This window comes from Neobacillus bataviensis, from assembly GCF_019969725.1.
In genome coordinates this window covers 16,215-32,151 of sequence record NZ_JAHXYW010000026.1, presented here as the reverse complement: position 1 = coordinate 32,151, position 15,937 = coordinate 16,215, and the positions used below count along the sequence as shown (strand labels likewise).

The 15,937-nt window shown below is 38.7% G+C and carries 19 protein-coding genes, 6 tRNA genes, 1 rRNA gene and 2 other RNA genes; 2 read left to right on the top strand and 26 right to left on the bottom strand.

The annotated features are described in order from the left end of the window. A 16S ribosomal RNA gene (locus LC455_RS30095) occupies positions 1-95 on the bottom strand; the annotation flags it as partial. Between the two features lie 558 nt (positions 96-653). Between LC455_RS30095 and LC455_RS30090 the strand changes: the two genes are divergently transcribed. Beyond that, positions 654-1,265 (top strand): class I SAM-dependent methyltransferase, encoded by a 612-nt coding sequence (locus tag LC455_RS30090; protein WP_223596583.1) that lies wholly within the window; start codon positions 654-656, stop codon positions 1,263-1,265. Between the two features lie 97 nt (positions 1,266-1,362). Here the strand turns inward: LC455_RS30090 and ffs are convergent. The 11 genes from ffs to LC455_RS30035 all read right to left on the bottom strand — a co-directional run bounded on the left by ffs (position 1,363) and on the right by LC455_RS30035 (position 3,843). Beyond that, positions 1,363-1,448, bottom strand: an RNA gene (gene ffs, locus LC455_RS30085) — signal recognition particle sRNA small type. Continuing rightward, positions 1,448-1,519: transfer RNA gene (locus tag LC455_RS30080), tRNA-Asn, on the bottom strand. The genes ffs and LC455_RS30080 overlap by 1 nt, the downstream gene beginning before the upstream one ends. Before the next feature lie 49 nt (positions 1,520-1,568). Next, a tRNA-Gly gene (locus tag LC455_RS30075) sits at positions 1,569-1,642 on the bottom strand. Between the two features lie 5 nt (positions 1,643-1,647). Further along, a tRNA-His gene (locus LC455_RS30070) sits at positions 1,648-1,723 on the bottom strand. Positions 1,724-1,742: 19 nt separating this feature from the next. Beyond that, a tRNA-Arg gene (locus tag LC455_RS30065) sits at positions 1,743-1,819 on the bottom strand. A 76-nt stretch (positions 1,820-1,895) separates the two neighbouring features. After that, positions 1,896-1,987, bottom strand: a tRNA-Ser gene (locus LC455_RS30060). Between the two features lie 33 nt (positions 1,988-2,020). Then, positions 2,021-2,111: transfer RNA gene (locus tag LC455_RS30055), tRNA-Ser, on the bottom strand. Between the two features lie 173 nt (positions 2,112-2,284). Then, positions 2,285-2,669, bottom strand: an RNA gene (gene rnpB, locus LC455_RS30050) — RNase P RNA component class B. 303 nt (positions 2,670-2,972) lie between these two features. After that, on the bottom strand, positions 2,973-3,329 hold the full coding sequence (locus LC455_RS30045; protein WP_223596581.1) for a globin domain-containing protein: 357 nt from the start codon (positions 3,327-3,329) through the stop codon (positions 2,973-2,975). Between the two features lie 139 nt (positions 3,330-3,468). Beyond that, a complete protein-coding gene (locus LC455_RS30040) occupies positions 3,469-3,612 on the bottom strand; it encodes a hypothetical protein (protein WP_223596580.1) in 144 nt (47 codons plus the stop codon). Positions 3,613-3,672: 60 nt separating this feature from the next. After that, on the bottom strand, positions 3,673-3,843 hold the full coding sequence (locus LC455_RS30035) for a hypothetical protein (protein WP_223596578.1): 171 nt from the start codon (positions 3,841-3,843) through the stop codon (positions 3,673-3,675). 118 nt (positions 3,844-3,961) lie between these two features. On the opposite strand from LC455_RS30035, the gene LC455_RS30030 reads away from it, so the two are divergent. Next, a complete protein-coding gene (locus LC455_RS30030; RefSeq protein ID WP_223596576.1) occupies positions 3,962-4,141 on the top strand; it encodes an H-type small acid-soluble spore protein in 180 nt (59 codons plus the stop codon). Between the two features lie 121 nt (positions 4,142-4,262). Here the strand turns inward: LC455_RS30030 and LC455_RS30025 are convergent, their stop codons facing one another. The 14 genes from LC455_RS30025 to LC455_RS29960 form a co-directional block, all read right to left on the bottom strand. Continuing rightward, entirely contained in the window at positions 4,263-4,532 is a 270-nt protein-coding gene (locus tag LC455_RS30025) for a hypothetical protein (RefSeq protein ID WP_223596574.1), read from the bottom strand. 138 nt (positions 4,533-4,670) lie between these two features. After that, complete coding sequence (locus tag LC455_RS30020) at positions 4,671-5,000, bottom strand: DUF1904 family protein (RefSeq protein ID WP_223596573.1); 330 nt, start codon at positions 4,998-5,000, stop codon at positions 4,671-4,673. A 32-nt stretch (positions 5,001-5,032) separates the two neighbouring features. Beyond that, a complete protein-coding gene (locus LC455_RS30015; protein ID WP_223596572.1) occupies positions 5,033-6,106 on the bottom strand; it encodes an NAD(P)/FAD-dependent oxidoreductase in 1,074 nt (357 codons plus the stop codon). Continuing rightward, on the bottom strand, positions 6,107-6,445 hold the full coding sequence (locus LC455_RS30010; RefSeq protein WP_223596571.1) for a (2Fe-2S)-binding protein: 339 nt from the start codon (positions 6,443-6,445) through the stop codon (positions 6,107-6,109). 24 nt (positions 6,446-6,469) lie between these two features. Next, positions 6,470-7,558: an NAD(P)/FAD-dependent oxidoreductase gene (locus LC455_RS30005; protein WP_223596570.1), complete on the bottom strand. Its 1,089-nt coding sequence runs from the start codon at positions 7,556-7,558 to the stop codon at positions 6,470-6,472. Continuing rightward, entirely contained in the window at positions 7,548-7,871 is a 324-nt protein-coding gene (locus LC455_RS30000) for a (2Fe-2S)-binding protein (RefSeq protein WP_223596561.1), read from the bottom strand. The genes LC455_RS30005 and LC455_RS30000 overlap by 11 nt, the downstream gene beginning before the upstream one ends. Before the next feature lie 16 nt (positions 7,872-7,887). After that, positions 7,888-8,688, bottom strand: coding sequence for an ABC transporter permease (locus LC455_RS29995; RefSeq protein WP_223596560.1), 801 nt, complete (start codon positions 8,686-8,688; stop codon positions 7,888-7,890). Continuing rightward, positions 8,685-9,608, bottom strand: a complete 924-nt coding sequence (locus LC455_RS29990) for an ABC transporter permease (protein WP_223596558.1) — start codon at positions 9,606-9,608, stop codon at positions 8,685-8,687. The genes LC455_RS29995 and LC455_RS29990 overlap by 4 nt, the downstream gene beginning before the upstream one ends. A gap of 11 nt (positions 9,609-9,619) precedes the next feature. Further along, complete coding sequence (locus tag LC455_RS29985; RefSeq protein ID WP_223596557.1) at positions 9,620-10,678, bottom strand: ABC transporter ATP-binding protein; 1,059 nt, start codon at positions 10,676-10,678, stop codon at positions 9,620-9,622. A 15-nt stretch (positions 10,679-10,693) separates the two neighbouring features. Further along, entirely contained in the window at positions 10,694-11,776 is a 1,083-nt protein-coding gene (locus LC455_RS29980; RefSeq protein ID WP_223596556.1) for an ABC transporter substrate-binding protein, read from the bottom strand. 216 nt (positions 11,777-11,992) lie between these two features. Next, positions 11,993-12,709 (bottom strand): GntR family transcriptional regulator, encoded by a 717-nt coding sequence (locus LC455_RS29975; protein ID WP_223596555.1) that lies wholly within the window; start codon positions 12,707-12,709, stop codon positions 11,993-11,995. 130 nt (positions 12,710-12,839) lie between these two features. Continuing rightward, positions 12,840-13,721: an aldose 1-epimerase family protein gene (locus LC455_RS29970; RefSeq protein ID WP_223596554.1), complete on the bottom strand. Its 882-nt coding sequence runs from the start codon at positions 13,719-13,721 to the stop codon at positions 12,840-12,842. A 188-nt stretch (positions 13,722-13,909) separates the two neighbouring features. Beyond that, entirely contained in the window at positions 13,910-14,464 is a 555-nt protein-coding gene (locus LC455_RS29965; protein WP_223596553.1) for a hypothetical protein, read from the bottom strand. A 586-nt stretch (positions 14,465-15,050) separates the two neighbouring features. Beyond that, on the bottom strand, positions 15,051-15,788 hold the full coding sequence (locus tag LC455_RS29960; RefSeq protein ID WP_223596552.1) for a DUF2161 domain-containing phosphodiesterase: 738 nt from the start codon (positions 15,786-15,788) through the stop codon (positions 15,051-15,053). Between the last annotated feature and the right edge of the window lie 149 nt (positions 15,789-15,937).

Genomic DNA, 15,937 nt, shown 5'->3' with positions numbered 1-15,937 from the left:
ACCACCAGGAGCAAGCTCCCAGTGATTCGCTCGACTTGCATGTATTAGGCACGCCGCCAGCGTTCGTCCTGAGCCAGGATCAAACTCTCCAAGAAAGTTGATTAGCTCATAAAATAAAACGTTGGCTTCGTTTCAAAAGAAACGAATATTATTGTTTGTTGACGTTTTTGTTTGTTTAGTTTTCAAAGAACAATCTTCTGCACTCATTTGAGCGACAGGAATTATATTTTATCGTTTCTCTACTAAAATATCAACTATCAATTATTACCAATTCCAAAGAAATTTGATATTTTTTTCAAAAGCGACTTTCTTATAATAACACCAGAATGGTTATCTTGCTAGGGAGAAATTTTTCCAATTTATCAATATGAGATACAAACCATTGTGTTATGCATCGTATGTTTTTTGGTCACTCGTTAAAGTGACAGGAATAATAATATATCTTGTTTTTATTTTATTTTCAACGGGAAATTATTTCCATAAAATTAATGATAGGAAAAGTATCCTCTTCCTTATTTATCGTTGCCATAATATCGAGTGTTTTCAACTAAAGAAGCAATTAGTTGAATTATGATAAGCAGAATCGTATCCTAAATAATGACAAGTTTTTTACTGTATAGGTTTGTTTATTAAGCCTGATTGGGGAGATAATATTGGGAAATACTGATAAGTTTGAAATGATAGCTAATAAATATGACACTCCTGAAAGAATCCAAATTGCAAAGGTATCATCAGATGTCATCCGTAATTATTTAGTTCACGCTAAAAGTAAGAATGCAATTGATTTTGGGTGTGGAACTGGTCTTGTCGGAATGAACTTATTAAACGAGTTTAATTCTATGCTTTTTTTGGATACGTCACAAAACATGATTAATCAAATAAAGCAAAAAATAACTGATTTTAATATTCAGAATGTAGATACATTATGCATTGATATTGAAAAGGAAAGTCTAACGGATTTACATGCCGACTATATTTTTATGACTCAGGTTCTACTCCATATTCATGATGTTGAATTAGTTTTATCAAGATTATTTGATGTTCTTAATGAAGGAGGACATCTACTGATCGTAGATTTTAATAAAAATGAAAAAATAGTTTCAGATCTTGTTCATAACGGATTTAATCCAGAAGAGCTAGCTGAAATTATGACTAAAATAGGGTATAGAGATATTCAATTTAAAACTTTTTATACAGGTAATAAAATATTCATGGGACAAGATGCATCTATGTTTATTCTTGATTCAAAAAAGGGACCTCGGTAAAAAGGACTTAAAACTTGCATGACAAGGAAATTTCTTATACAAAAGAAAAGCGGTAAACTCAAATAAAGATGGAGTTTACCGCTTTTCTCTTTCTGTCTATGTAATAGTCCACACAATTTCACTAGTTATGGCTGCTGTGTTCCCGCCCTGACCAAGTTCATAGTGTCCTTGTTGGACTATGACTCCGCAGGTAGGACTCGAACCTACGACCGATCGGTTAACAGCCGATAGCTCTACCGCTGAGCTACTGCGGAATAATTATATTAATCCCTAATCCTTATCTGAGCTACTGCTGAATAAGAATGGAGCGGGTGATGAGAATCGAACTCACAACATCAGCTTGGAAGGCTGAGGTTTTACCACTAAACTACATCTGCATATATGGGGCGGCTGATGGGAATCGAACCCACGAATGTCGGAACCACAATCCGATGCGTTAACCACTTCGCCACAGCCGCCATGATTAATAATTAAAAGTGGCGCGCCCGAAAGGAGTCGAACCCATAACCTTTTGATCCGTAGTCAAACGCTCTATCCAATTGAGCTACGGGCGCATAATATTGAATGTTATTTTTGCAAAAACACTGGTGCCTAGGCCGGATTCGAACCGGTACGGTAGTCATATTTTTATGGAGGAGAGCAAGGGATTCGAACCCTTGAGACAGGGTTAACCGCCTACACGATTTCCAATCGTGCTCCTTCGACCTCTCGGACAGCTCTCCATTATTAAAATGTAAGTTGTTGTAAAAATGAAATGGCAGAGAAGAAGGGATTTGAACCCTCGCGCCGGTTACCCGACCTACACCCTTAGCAGGGGCGCCTCTTCAGCCTCTTGAGTACTTCTCTGTATTTAAAATCATACGAAGTTCCGTTAGGAGCTTACGTAAGAAATATACCATCTATCCAAATTGGAAGATAGCTGTAAATTTTGGTAGTTCAAAAGTCCTGGTTTATCCAATTTAAATTTCTGTTACAAATATTCGAAGAATGCTTCTAAAACGATCACATGCACATGAAATGGCTGTAAGCCAGGTTCTGTCCTTCCGTACTCCAATCGGCAGCATACCTCGTACAAGAAGTGTAGTCATCTATCTATCGACCAATGGCCGATTCATCCGTTAGGTTCATTTCCCGCAGGATGATGCCCCTACCTAAATTTGGGTTGCTCGCTCGTGGGGTTTACCCGTTCCACCTTTTCCGTTTCCAGAAAAGCATCGTCACTGTGGCACTTTCAGGTTATTCTCAGCATATCCCGAAGGACTTAGCATGATTTCACCGCCGTCAGCCGAAACTATTAATCGACTGCCCACCCTTGCAGATGGCACGAACACTACAGGCGTCTCAGCACTGTGCGAGCCTGGACTTTCCTCAGCTCCTGTTAAGGAACCGCGACTACTCACCATTTCATGTTTATCTATTCGTTCAGAAGCGACAATGTCTACTATATCAGGATTAACAGGATAAATCTTTAGTAGTTTAATTCCAGCATTTCCAATCATGTGTTGGGAGGTGAAAAAAATGGATGAAAATACGCTTACCCGCGGGGGCTTCTTTGGTTCTAACAATTTGTTACAGCGCTTATAGATAATAGAAGTTATTTAACGTACAAATAATAGGTAAAACTTATAAATAAGTAGAAAAATAAAGTAATCCACCTGAGTCATTAACTCGCAGGTGGATTATTTTTTTTAATCTTTTTCAAAAAGCTTATTTTATTATCTTTTTTAACAGAATATCTACCTTTTCAATAAGATGCTTTTTTACATCACTATCTAGGTCCATTTCATCCATTGTCTCTTTCATTTTACCAAACCAAACCCCGGCCCTGTTTGAATCTATTTGAAACGGATGTCTTTCCCTTACCTGTGATTCCTGCTTACTTTGTTCCTGTTCAGACGCATCAGAAACTAAGCGGGTTATAAAAACTCTTTGTCGATTTTTTAGCAATTCAATATCCACGTTTCTTTCTTTAAACATGGTTACATAATAGGAATCCTTTAGTAACTTATCGTAAAAGCAGTCTACCAACTCATTCACTTTTGTCTGTTCTAATATTACAGCCATGAACCATTCCCTCTTTTTCCTATAAAGTGTAGTTTCTAATATCATTATAGTGCAAACTACTGTTCTTTATTGTGATTAACATCACGTTTTAAAGGCAAATTCAAGAGAGAATCTAAAATATACACAAGAACATACGTTCCTATTTGGCTTTATTCGTATTTTGTTTATTAATTTTTTCTGCTGAGCTTGTTGCAGTTAAATCATTGTTTGTTATATTTTCAATTGCCTGCCCCACCGTGTTTGTTGTATTCAATTTATGCTCTGGAATTCGTTGATTTTTCATGTATTATTTGCATCCTTTCAATAACTTTTTTAAATAGTTTTATTAACTTTAAGGTCAACACTACTGCCCGTCTTCCCCCACTACTGTATTACCAATCCTCGGTTTTTGAGCCTGTTCCTTGTCGTCAGAATTCCAATTAAAACCTGCTTCAGTAGAACCAGTTGATAGTAGTGGCTGCTCCATACCGCTCGGGTCCGAAGAATTTTCGGGTTTATTGTTCTCATTTAACATTTGAATCCCCCATTTAACACAAATTTATCATATTTTGCGTAAAATACCGTTCCTTATACGGAATATGATACTTATATTGTTGAAACAAATTTGGAAAAATAACGTTGAGGTGAAAATAATGAACCTAAACAGAGTGAAAGAGATTTTTGCAGCAGATGAAGAGATATCCGTTAAATATCATGGCATTCCAGTATGGATCGAAAGCATTCAAGATACAACTGGCATGGCGTTGGTCACTCAAAGAGGAACCCACGATGAGAAACGTCTTGTCCCAATAGATGGTTTAGAGGAAGAATGAATCAGCCAAAACGTTGGCATGTTCAGTGAGACGGCTCTCAACATTGATGCACTAATGTTTCAAGGGAGCCTTTAACGGGCTCCCTTTTTTCATCACTTATGTTGTAGTCCCTTTTATTTGATTAGATAAGTTTTCCCTGAAATTGGTCATATTTTTTCATTTCAACGATGGTCTCTTCTATTTCCTTGATAAAATGATCAAATAGTTGATGATTTCCGGATCCATCAAAGTTTTGTTTATCGATGGAATTAAGTAAAGCAATTACCCCTTTAAACTTTAAATCATCAAAAAATGGGATTTGGCTTTCCCCTATAATTTCACCTTTTACTTCAAACTTCCCATTGTCATTTTCCAGCTTAAATGTGACTTTTTGAGTATTTTCAATGTCCAATTATAGTTGCCCCTTTTTTTGTTCTTTGTTACAAATTAGCGTGCCATAAATAAATTAACTGATTCAAAAATAGGAACTAAAAAAAACCGAACATGCAGCAACATGGCTCGGTCCTTACATTAACGGTTCCTTTTAGTTTCAGTTAAAACTCTTCCCATTCAAATAATAATCTGACTCCTTAAATGTACTAAAGGCAACTTCTACCTCTGGAATATCAAGCGATTGGACTTGTTTCGTGACAATCTTTGCAAATTGGTCTTGAACTTCCTGGCCTCTTTCAAACCATTTCACTTCAATAAACGGATACCCCTGTACCTCGTTATCATTAAATACAAAGGTAGAGTTCACCACTTCTAACGTAAAATTGTCCGTTCCGCAGTCACAAAGATCAGCCAATTCTTCTACTAACGGTCTGCTAATCGTTTTAACCTGCTCTACTGAAACTCCTCTAATAAATAAATGGGGCATTTTGTTTTCCTCCTATGTTTGTAAAAATTACGTTATGCAAATCTGCTGATTGAATACCGGTCTATCGGAATCGAGGTTTCTCCCTCCAAAATCAACTCCGTCATAAGCGTTCCAATGAGTGGAGAAAGTGTTACGCCACTATGAGTAGCGGCAACATAAAGATTTTCCGCTCCTGGGATTTTCCCGAGAATTGGAAACCCATCTTCCGGCATGGCCCGAATCCCTGAAAAAGCTCGAACCACCTTCGCTTTTTTCAATGAAGGGACATAATGGACAGCCATATTGGCCGTTTCTTGAATCACATCGAGTGTGGTTGCCCGATTAAACCCTTCTTGTTCCATGGAATAACCAATTAATACCTCTCCGTTAAAAGCCTGTCTTAATCCGCTAATCGTATAATTTAAAAAAGGCTTCAAGGGCTCGGTCACAAGAATTTGCCCTCTTAATTGGTTGATCGGAATATTGACATCCACCAGCTTTCCTAACTCCCTGGACCATGTTCCGCCAGCAAGAATAAGGTTTTTACAAGTGAACGTTCCCTTTTCTGATACCACAATAAATTTCCCAGGCAGCTTTTGAATTTCGGTTACTTTATTATAGGTAGAGTATTGAACACCGTTTTTCTTTGCCGCTCTCATATAACGATCCACTAACCGAAAAGGATTCACATTGCCGTCGATGGCACTATAGGTCGCTCCGACAACATCCGGATTAAGAAATGGCTCTTTTTCAAGTGCCTCTTCTCGGGATAAAACCTTAATCTTTATCCCTATCTGCTCGTATGCCTCAGCCAGCCGTACAGCCTTTTCACGGTCTGCCTCATTGAAAAACGGCGAAAGACCTCCTGTTCGTTTAAACTCGATATCGCCGATTTTTTTGGACAGATACGAGTAAAGCTCGGCGCTATACATACTAAATTCAGCATACCAGGATGGGGTTTTGTTGTGAACCCAGACCCAGGCTTGGGTGGATCCGGAGGTGCCTGACAATGGAAATTTTTGATCCAGAACAAGGATTCCTTCTTTGGTTTGTTCTGAGAGGTGATAGGCAATACTGCTGCCAACCACCCCGCCGCCGATAATGATCGTTTCATAACTTGTATCCAATTATCTCACCTTCCCATCCTCTAATTCCACCTCATCCATAACTGATTTTACAGAAGAAAACGAAGTGCTATTCGTAGCTAATGTCTCAAGTTTTATAGGACTTAGCGGCATCCTCATTCGCGGCAGCGGTATCTGGAAAAAAGGGGTGTTTGTATTTTCGTGGATCATGTTGGCAACGAGAGAATGGCATATTTTTGATTGGCAAGGCCCCATGCCGCACCGTGTTAATCGTTTAATATCATCAAATGTTGTTGCCCCATTGGTCAGGACTTCCTCAATTTCTTCGTAACTAATTTCTTCGCATCGACAAATTATCGTACTTTTTTCCAATTCATTCACCTTCTGTCTCTTCATCTATTTGACTTAAGAGAGAAATTGTTCCTTTATCACCGGATACGCAAAATTTTCCATATGCAGGTTTCTTGCCTCCCAGATGTTTGGGTTGTACTTCGTTTCAAGAATCTCCAGCTCTTTCCAAAGGAAGTTCTTTTCTTCATCTGCTATGGTCTTAGTTATGGCCCCAACGGCTTCACAAGCGTTAATGCCTGCCAGCATACCCGTTACTAATAGGGCTCCCTGTGTACTAATTCCAGCGGCATTCCCAGCTAAAAAGATATCCTCACGGTCGGTTTGAAATTGGTGATTGTATTGTGGAACCCATCCTCCGAGTTCTTTTTGATATCCAAAGGAACAGCCCAGCTGGTAAAAGATATCAAGGATTGGAGATCTTCCCCCATCAACACAAACCAAATCCACTTTTTCGGTTAAAACACGTGTCCCAATCTGGATATCAATTTCTTCTACGGCACCCATTCCCCTAGCTTCCTTGATAAAAGAATCTAAATAGATGGGAATGCCTATTTTTTTTACCTGCTCTATTTTTTCTAAATCCCTGGAAAGAATGCCGGCATTCTTTTCAATAAAGCCCTTGACGTGAACTCCTACTTCAGTAAGCTGCAGGGCGGCATCCATGGCAAAATCACTGGAACCCACGATGACTGCCTCCTTACCTGGTTGAACAAAATCCCGATTGATCAAAGTTTGAGCCGCTCCGATGGTCATCACTCCAGGAAGCGTCCATTTTGGAAAGGCGACTGCGTTTTCAACCGCTCCAGTAGCCACAATGATTTTCTTCGCATTAACTGCAAATACTTCTTGTTCATCTGTAATGCCAACACTGCCATCCTTATAAAAACCAATGACCCGATGGCCTAGCAAATAACGAATATCGTATTCTTCTAACTGTTTGTTTAAATGAGCTGCCAATTCAAACCCGCGCATCGACTGAAACGAGGAAGGTAAGGAAGGAATCACTTGCGTTTGCTGGATTAACTGTCCGCCTATTGTTAAAGATTCATCTACTATTGTTACGTCTAATCCCTTCGAAGCCGTTTCAAAGGCGGCCGAAAGACCAGCCGGACCGGCACCAATTATTAGAATATCAGTCTCCACATAATTCCCTCCTTACGTCCGGATCTTCATCATTCGGATAGATTTTCATTCCTTCTTCCACTTTGATCATGCAGGTTCGGACATGATCTTCCCCATTTACCGTCATATAGCAGCTGCAGCATCTCCCCCTTGTGCAAAAAAGACCTCTTGGCTGAACCAAATTTCTGCTTAACCCCAGCCTTTTAATATCATTAGCCATTAAGGCGGCCGCAACGGATTGCTGTTCATAAGCTTTGTAGGGCTGATCATTAAAATAGATTGTCACTGGTTTTTGAAGCTGCCCGCCTAATACAGGATGCTGTTGAATATGCATTACAAACACCTTCTTCTTAATTTTTCGACGAAAACACTTTTCCAACACCTAGGATTCTTTCAATGACCACCATTAAGATAACGGTTAGTAAAATCATGATGCTGGATACCGATGTAATAATAGGATCATATTGGTATTGCATATAGGTATAAATTCGAACCGGCAGGGTGACGACATCGGTGCTGACAATAAACAAAGCAACAGTTAAATCGTCAAATGAGGTAATAAAGGCAAAAATAGCCCCTGCAATCACGCCTGATTTTATGACAGGGAGGGTAATTTGAAAGAATACTCTAAGGCTTCCAGCCCCTAAATTCTTGGCCGCCAGTTCGATCGAGCGGTCGAAACCTACTAGGCTGGCCACAACCAATCTCATCACAAATGGAATCGTTAAGATAAAATGTCCGATCACTAACGCAACGGGACTAGCTGCCAAACCAATCCAAGAGTAAAACTGCAGTAAAGCTACCCCAAATACGACAGATGGAATCAATAAGGGCGAACCAATTAATTGGGTAACGGCAGTTTTTCCTCTAAACTCATACCGAACAACAGCGATCGAAGCCATAGTACCGATGATCGTCGAAATAATCGAAGTTCCCAATGCGACCATAATACTTAGGGTGAAGGACTGCATAAACTCTGGATGATTCATCAGCTCAGCGTACCACCGGAGCGTGATCCCTTTGGGAGGAAAGACGATATATTCCGTTGTGGTAAGAGATGATAATAGAACCACCACAATTGGGGCAGCCAGAAAAATGTAGACAAGGACACAAAAGAAATTCAAGCCGGCTTTTGGTAATACCTTTCTCATTGAATGGCCACTCCTTTTTCAGATCTGGTAAGTAATTTGCTATAAATAATAATAGTAATCGTTGCAATAAAGATGAGCAGGAAGCCGATAGCTGAACCAAAAGGCCAATTCAAAATGGTCGAAACCTGTTCATATGTAAGGAACGACATCACCTTCACCTGAGGCCCACCAAGAATGGCCGGAGTAACAAAGGAGCTTACCGCTAGGCTGAACACCATGACCGAACCGGCAAAGATACCTGGCAAAGTCAGCGGCAAAATAACGGAAAAGAAGGTTCGAATAGGTCCCGCACCAAGATTTTGCGAAGCTCTTATTACACTAGGGTCAATTCTTTCAAGTGATCCCATTATACTTAACACCATGTATGGAAATAAAACGTGGACCATGCCAATCACAACGCTGAACTCTGTATACAGTAAGGTAAGTGGCTTATCAATCAAGCCCATCTTCATCAAGGCATTATTCACGACCCCATTATTGGATAACAAAATGACCCATCCATAACAACGGATAACCATGCTAATTAACAACGGAGATAAGACGAGGAGAGTTAAATAATTTTTCATTCTTCCTCTAACTTTCGTAATCTGATAAGCTACTGGATACGAAATGACAACTGCAGCCAATGTGGTGATTAAAGCGATTTTAACTGTTCTCCATAAAACGCCGAGATAAAACTGATCCGTAATAAACTTCGCATAGTTCTGAAGGGTCCAGTCATGACCAATTCCAGTGGATGCATCGAAGGTCTTAAAGCTTGTGATAAAAAGAAAGACTAATGGCAGCAAAAAGAAAAAAATAAAAATACTGAGCGCTGGAAGTAATAATAACCATGAATCAAGCCTTTTCTTCGACTTTTTCTTTTTCATTTGCTTGAATTGAATCTCTTGTTCCTGATTCATTTCCAGTTCAGCCTGCATTCGAAGTCACCTCACTTTTTAGTCGCTAATAGTTCCTCTGGATTCCATACAGCCAATACGTCCTGCCCTTCTAGTATTTGATCGGGGTTTAGAACAGTATTGGAAATGTCCGCAATTATCTGTTGATCTTTTAGTTGTAAGATATATCGCGTTTTTGCACCTAAAAACATTTTTCTTTCCAACCGAACACGAAGTCCATCCTCATATTTTTGATAGATTTGGATTTTTTCAGGTCTCAGATAAAAGTCGACCAAATCATCTTTCTTACCATTACATGTAAGGACCTGCTGATACCCATGAAAGGACACCTTGCACTGATTCCCGTTGTACGATTCTACAACATGACCTTGAATCTGATTTACTTCTCCAATAAACCTCGATACAAAATCGGTTTGCGGGTGGTTATAAATGGCAACTGGGGTGTCAACCTGCTCAATTCTCCCCTCATACATAACCGCGATCCGGTCTGAAATAGCCAGTGCTTCTTCCTGGTCATGGGTAACAAATATGGTGGTAATGCCCACCTTTTTTTGAATTTCGACGATTTCTTCACGCATTTCCTGGCGCAGCTTGGCATCCAGGTTGCTTAATGGTTCATCAAGGAGCAGCACTTTTGGTTTGATGACTAAGGCCCTGGCCAATGAGACACGCTGCTGCTGTCCGCCGGAAAGCTCCTTTGGATACCGTTTTTCATACCCGGATAATCGGACCATTTCAAGCGCTTCCAACACACGTTGATTGATTTCACTTTTAGGGACTTTGCGAAGTTTAAGTCCATAGGCCACATTATCAAACACGGTCATGTGGGGAAAAAGAGCATAGTTTTGAAAAACCATGCCCATTTCTCTTTTGTTGGGAGGAAGCAGGTGAACGGGTTTCCCGTCCACCACAATACTTCCGCCATCAACATCCAAAAAGCCTGCAATCATATTTAGCGTCGTGGTCTTGCCGCATCCTGAAGGACCAAGAAAGGAAACAAGCTCTCCCTTCTTGATCTCCAGGTTCATTTTTTTGACGACTTCTGTTTTATTAAACGTCTTCACTACATTTTCAAGGCATAAATAGCTCATCGTATCTCCCCTTTATTAGTGGGCCACTTCAATTTCTTTGTTTGCTCTTTCAGTCCACTCGGATCGCTTTTGATTCACATATTCCCAATCTACCTTTACGAGCTTCGAAATTTCATCTTGTCCATAAATAATTTTGTCTAAAATATCGCCACTTAGTTTCACGTTCTTATTTACTGGACCATCAAATAAAGAATTAGCAAAATCTGTTTGTACCTCTTCGCTTAACACATAATTAACAAATTTTTGTGCAAGCTCTTGGTGCGGAGCATTTTTAACGACACTAACAGTCGACATTAATGCAGGGGCGCCCTCTTTCGGAATCACAAACTCAATTGGGAATCCTGACTGTTTTAAAGTGAATACCCGGCTGCTGCCCCACGCGCTGGCAACCGTCTGTCCTTGTAAAAAGTAATTGGATACATCTGCTGTTTTATCAAAGGTTACTGCATTTTTAGCAATCTCTTTTAGTTTGTCAAATCCAGGTTCAATATTTTTTTCATCACCGCCATTTGCCTTAGCAGCCATAAGAAGCATATGGACTCCGTAAGTATTAGAGATGGATGGTAAGACAAGTTTTCCTTTGTACTTAGGATCAGCTAAATCATTCCAGGATGTGACTGGATCCCACTTGTTATCCTCGAAAAGCTTTTTATTATAAGCAAGTCCTGTGGTAATAATCCCAAAACCGACACCGACATTGTCCTTATCCTTGGCAATATCATAGACATTGGCTAAGTTCGTAACAATTTTTTCATCTAATGGTGCAAGAAGGCCGAAGGATTTTGCCTGGGCTTGGGGGCCATCGTCGATGAAGGCTACATCAATTTGCGGTTTTGCCTTTTGTGCTTGCAGCTTGGATACGGTATCAACAGAGCTTCCGGTAATATACTGGACCTTGACACCAAATTCCTTTTCAAATTTAGGGATAACAGTTTCCTTCATTTTTTTCTCATAGCTTCCCCCATAAGCCGCCAATACCAAGGTTTTGTCACCTTTTCCAGCCGTTTCTTTGGAGGTGCTGCCTGTCTCACTACTACATGCAGATACAACAACTAGCAATAAACAAATGAACCCAAAAAGCAACGTTTTTCTCTTCATCCTAACTCCTCCTCATTTCATTTCATTTTTTACCTTTGTGAGCGTGAAGGGTATTTACAACTGTTCCACTCCCCCTTTTCAACGTAGGACAACATTTTTATATCAATATAATATTGCCAATTTTCAGAAATTAACTATTAAAAAAATATAATATTATAATCTTTTAAGATATAATATTATAACTTTATAGTTTAAAAAATTTTTGTCTGTCTATGTTTAAAAATTGATTTCTGTGTAGTAAGTGGTTTTATCCTGGCGGTCATAAAATTTCGAGTACTCAATAATCTCTCCTTGTTTCGTGTAGGTTAACCTCTCCCATTTAAAAACGGGTGTACCGGATTCAATTTGCAGCCTTTCTGCTTTTTCCCCTTCGGCAATGTAAGGTTTCACTATTAACTTGGCCCTGCCTAAGGAAACATGAAATTTTTTTCTTAGAATATTGTAAATAAGTTCATTATTAATATCATCAGGTGTGAGACCGGGACAAATTTCATATGGAAGATAGGTATATTCAAGTGTAACTGGTTCATGTTTATCGATCTTTACACGCTTGATCTTAAAGATTTTTGTTCTTGGATTCAAACCCAGTTTTTCGGCCACCTCGTTATCTGAATCTTCAATGGAAAAACTGATTAATTCATGAGGATGTTCCTCTTCATCTGTTGTTAATGAAAAAATGGCGTTGATGTCTTGTTCATTTGTGGAGCCAGCTACAAATGTCCCTTTCCCTCTCTGCCTATATAGATATCCTTTATTCACTAGTTCAATGACAGCTCGTTTCACTGTAATCGTACTTACATCAAAAAGCTCAGATAATTCATGCTCTGTCGGCAGCTGATAGCCTACTTCCCATTGCTTGGACATGATTTTCTCTTCAAGCACCTGTTCCACCTGTCGATAAAGAGGTGCGTGATTATTTTTATCTATTTTCATGATTTAGTCACCTTTTTTATAATATTATAACTTTATAATCTTATACTTTTTGTATTGTTAATATATAATTTACCTCCGTTTCAAATAGTTGTCAATATTTTTTGAATATTTTGTATTAAAAACGTTTTCATTATGTGAATTTCATTTTATACTCAGCCTTGAAGGTTTCTCCTGCTTGAAGCTTATTTATTCCAAACTTCTCCTTCAAGTTTCTAGTTGAATGATATGGATCGGCAATGCCGTACCAAGGCTCAATACAAACAAACGGCGCCATTTTACCATCGGTATCATTATATTTCGACCAAATCCCCACAAAAGGGAAATCTTCGAACACGACTTCCACTCCATGACTCGATTTATTAGATATCAAGGTAATATGATTAATATTACTGTAAACTAGAGCATCATGGGCAAATAAGGAAGCTTTTAGCTGCATCGATGAGATATCATTAGCCGTTCCTTTCTCATGTAAAAGGGAGTTCTTAAGCTCATATTCCATCACATTCTTATTAGCAGCAGGAGTAAAGTGCAAACTATAGTCCTCTATCGCTTCATTTTCTACAAGCGGAACCCTAAAGGCAGGATGGGCGCCTATGGAAAAAAACATCTCCTCCTGGTTTTCATTGACAACCTCCCATTGAACAAGAAGTGAATCCTCTTTGAGCATATAACGAATAATCGCTTTAAATTCGTAAGGATAAATATCTATGAAACGACCAGCAGATTCAAACACAAAAGAAACGGTAGTTGTAGTTTGCGTTTCCACATTGAATTCAACATCACGCAAAAAACCATGCTGTGACATCTTGTAGGTTTGACCTTTCAGATAATAGTGATCTTCCTTTAACCGGCCAACAATCGGAAATAAGACCGGAGAAACACGTCCCCAATAGGCGCTATCCCCTGTCCACATATAGTCCAGTCCATTTTTCTTATGCTTCACTTTACGTACTTCTGCCCCATTTCTTGCTATATCGACCATTAACCAATCATTTTCAATGACAATCATCATATTTCCTCATCTCTTAAAGAGTTCTTCTTTATGAATGTTTACCAATGGAGTTCGCTATATTCCTGTGGTCTTTATTTTTGGAAAGAATATTGGTGAAAATTTTTAATAATTAAGGTTTTTTCTTGGATGTGCTCCAATCTAAAATAAAAGCCTCCTTTACGGAAGGCTAATTTATCTGGTGGACGATTTTATAGAATTTCTCTTTTTGGTGAGTTTTTAATCAGCTTAATCTCTCCATGTTTAGGGACTAGTTCACTGATGTTTTCATCCCTTTTGTCTTCCTCTATATATTCCTTAAAAGAACAGCAAAAAAGTTTACGTTCCACTCTCCCTTTCTCACCAATTAGATTGAACCAGTTTTGGGCTACGTAAAAAGGATTCGTCAGCAATCGATCAATAATAAAAGAGATTCGGTCCTTTTCTTCCCCTGGATTAAATTTTGTTTTAGAAGATAAGGCCAGAATGAAATAGTTTTTAAACTTATCTAATTCCAGTAATTGAAGATGATAGTTCTTATGGTGATTTTGATTGAAATCCCTCAGGACTGTTTTGATGCTTTTTTCAATATCAATATCAAATTTACTTGCATCTCTCCAGGTCGCTAGACGAGAATCAAAAATAGACAAAGTTAAGATATAATAGGCCGCAAAATTTTTGGGGTCAAAAACTTCATTCACCAATCGCTTTTCATCTTCTGGTACAACAATAAACTTTTTATAGTCAGCAAAGAAATTTTCAATCATTCGTATACCTTCTTTCGAACCTTGATAGAATTGATGAAAAATATTGCACTACTTTTTATCTATTATTTGTATTTAATATATTCCTTTATAAAAACCAAAAATCCTGCTTATTCTTCCAAAAATCCACATTTTTCACAATATTTAATCAAAAAGTCCTATTACAGTAAAATTTATGTCGTGGCGGATCAACAATTTCGACATTGCCTGGCTCATTTTAAGGAAGCTTGACTGGTGCCATACTATAGGGGAAATGATTGTTTGAGGGAATCAAAGAAGGTGTCTGATTTAGAGGACACAGCTATGCTATTTTATCTGGTCAGAGTCCGCTATAGCCAATTTAGAGGACTCGGCTTTGCTATTTTATCAGTTTCGAGTCCGCTATAGCCCTTATAGAGGACTCGGCTGTGCTATTTTGTCAGGTCCAAGTCCTCTACAGCCAATATAGGGGACTCGGCTGTGCTATTTTTGTCAGTTTTGAGTTCCGCTATAGCCCTTATAGAGAACGCAGCTGTCCAATTTTGTTAATTTGGAGGTCGCTAGAGCCCTTATAGATGACACCCTTATATTTCTAATCTTTATAGGAAATTCATGTTAGCTTTTCCTCACTTAAACTATCTTTCAAGTAATATTTCAAAAGATCAGGATATTCCTTTATTTCGTCACTGCCCTTCTCACTTATGACATAGGTCCCTCTCTTGATCCGTTCATACCAGCCGTAATAGTTTTGAATGAGAATGGATGAAGTTTTGTCTCCTGTGCCCATTTTGATTAAGTTTTTGGGGGATGTGGGACCAAATTGCTGTAGGTAACAAGCAATTTGAATACATTTTTCTTTATAGGCTGTCATGATTTTAGTGCGATTGCTTCCGCCAACATTGAAATCAGCACTTCGGCCATTGATTTCCTTCAAAACAGATTCTCTCTTTAACTTGCTTTGCCCCATACTTTTACGCCGGTCAAACGCAGTTGGGTGAAGGATGATTTCTGCTTTTGCCCGTTTTCCTGGGCTTGAAACCACAATTAATCCCAACTCCAGCCTTCTAATTAAATGGCATTTTTCGGCCCAGCGTTTGGAATTTAACCGATTCTTTGGTTTTGGAATGGCGATGTAAACTTGATCTGTTAACCGCTGACGTTTAGCGGCCTGAATAAGTAAATCAACACTTAACGTAAGCTTTAATTCGATTATTACTAACTCCTCACCTTTAACGGCAACCATATCACAATCTTTTACTTCACCGTAAACCTCATACCCTTCATTTACAAAGAATGTCTGAATTGGTTTATACAAATCTTTTTCTTGCAGCTTTTTTGTTTCCTTCATACACGATCACCATCCAATTCAAACCGTATTTCCTATTAAAATAAATTTAACCTAAAAATTGTTGTTGGAAAAGGATTTCTATCCTTTCGTACAATAAAAATACCCGGTAAATCCTCCAAAATGATGGGAGAATACCGAGTACAGATTTT